Source organism: Lysinibacillus halotolerans (genome assembly GCF_003711845.1).
Taxonomy (GTDB): Bacteria; Bacillota; Bacilli; order Bacillales_A; family Planococcaceae; genus Ureibacillus; species Ureibacillus halotolerans.
Genome location: NZ_RHLQ01000099.1, coordinates 1 through 2,004, shown reverse-complemented (window position 1 = coordinate 2,004; position 2,004 = coordinate 1). Strand labels below are relative to the sequence as shown.

Sequence of the window (2,004 nt, the reverse complement as noted above, 5' to 3'; positions counted from 1 at the left end):
ATATTATTTCATTTCATGGTGAGAGTTATAGACTGTCCCACGCACTGTCAAAAAGAAACTAATTGGGTGGCAAACTTCTGCATTTTTAATTGCATTTTTCTGCACTTTTCTATTGCAAAATACAATTCTTCTATACAATTATTTGGAAACAACGATTTAAGTTCACTACAAACTCCAAAAGGAATTCTTCCAATTATTTCTTCATCGTCTTCGATATCGGTGAAAGTAACACCTTTATCATAAATGTACCTTTTCCAGCCGATAAGTCCTGAATTCATTTTTCTACTTATTTTATTTTCTATTCTAAATTGTGCAAGTCTATATACATTTGATTGAACAAAATGTTCAGCATGAGAATAATAATTATTTTGAGTTTTTAAGTCACGATGTCCAGCCATTCGAGCAATAGAAAGCATATTAAATCCTTGTAAAGCCATATTTATAATTGCAAAATGTCGTGTATCTCCACCTTTTATTCTTTCAAGGTTATAATGGCCATATTTAGATTCAACAATTTCTTCATAGAACATTTTTTTTAAAAAGTCGAAATCCCTTCTATTTATTCTTGAATTTTTTTTAGGTCGCTTTGTAGTTTTAATTTTCCTAAAAGCATAGAGTATTGAAGTAGGAAATAAATATTGAGATTCGGAATCAATTTCTTTTACACGATTAATAGAATCTTGAACCAATTTATAGGCTTTTTCATCTATCTCTATTAAGTCGTAATTTATTTCCTCACTATCTTCATCTTTAATTCTAGGAACAATAATATTAAATGAATGATTATTTACATCTTTTTTTAAACAATCTTTTTTAATTAATAAAAATTCAGATATCCGTATAGGAAGAATATTTGTAATTAACCACCAAAGAAATATAGAGAGATATTTATTTGTTTCATCAATTGAATAAGATTGGAAATAGTCATTTACAATTTCGTCGAAAATCATTACATCTTCAAAATTCGGTAATTCTCTTTGAGAATGTCTAATACCTTTATATTGATTACATAGCTCTAAAATTTCTTTAGTGTTATCAAGCCTATAAAACTCAAGAAATTTTTTTATTTCAACGGCATATCTATATGCTGAGGAAAAGTCTTTACTTTTTTCCTCTAAATATATTTCTAGTTTTCTAATATCACTAAATCCATTCGTTGAAAGAATTACTTTTTTTAATTGATCTAAAATAGTGTAAATAGAATGAGGAGCTATTTTATTTGTAATTTGTATTATAATATATGCTTTAAGTGCAGTATTTAAATGTTTAAAAATTTCTAGATCAAAATGTAATGATAATGGATAATCATTAATTTTTTTATCGGGTATTTCCCATGTGAATCCATAAAAGTTACCGAATACTTTTCCATCGGTTTGTAAGTCAAGAAATTTTCTTTCATAATCTTTTATATTAAAATCAGCATATTCGGTATTTACCTTTTTAACAATAAAGGAAGAAGCTTTTCTCTCTACCATAGAACACCTCTAATCAATATATAGTTTTCCAGATATTTTATAAATTTTGTCTTTGATATCTTTAATAGGGATAAATCCGTTTACAAACTCTTCTCCAAAATAATTACGTGCCTCTTTCGAGATAAATAAAGCATTTAAGAGAAATTTTGTGTTTTTTCTTAACATTATTTCATTAGAAGTAATATCAATCTCATTAATAATTCTTTCAAATTCATTATTTAATTGAATCAACATGATATTCCTCGGTAATACATATTCACACGAGTAGCAATTAGTTATATTAGGGTAGTTACAGTTTGGATAAATTAAACATTGACAGTTTTCAGTTTTAGCTGGTAATTTTCCTTTTGCAAGATGTTTTATGATTCCAGAAATTTCTTCTTTTGAAAAAGAAGAAAGTTTGGAAATAATAAAATGTACCCTATAAGAAAGACACTTGAAAAAAGGTCTCTCTTATAGGGTACTTTTATTTATAATGAAATAAAATAAATGGTTGATGGAGCGGAAGAACATGTCGAAAAAGTTATTT

Annotated in this window: 2 protein-coding genes; both read right to left on the bottom strand. The window is 26.6% G+C overall.

Annotated features, from left to right (window positions below; translation table 11 throughout):
* Positions 1–47: 47 nt before the first annotated feature.
* On the bottom strand, positions 48–1,475 hold the full coding sequence (locus EC501_RS18250; protein WP_122973757.1) for a tyrosine-type recombinase/integrase: 1,428 nt from the start codon (positions 1,473–1,475) through the stop codon (positions 48–50).
* A gap of 9 nt (positions 1,476–1,484) precedes the next feature.
* On the bottom strand, positions 1,485–1,709 hold the full coding sequence (locus EC501_RS18245; protein ID WP_122973756.1) for a hypothetical protein: 225 nt from the start codon (positions 1,707–1,709) through the stop codon (positions 1,485–1,487).
* Positions 1,710–2,004 lie beyond the last annotated feature (295 nt).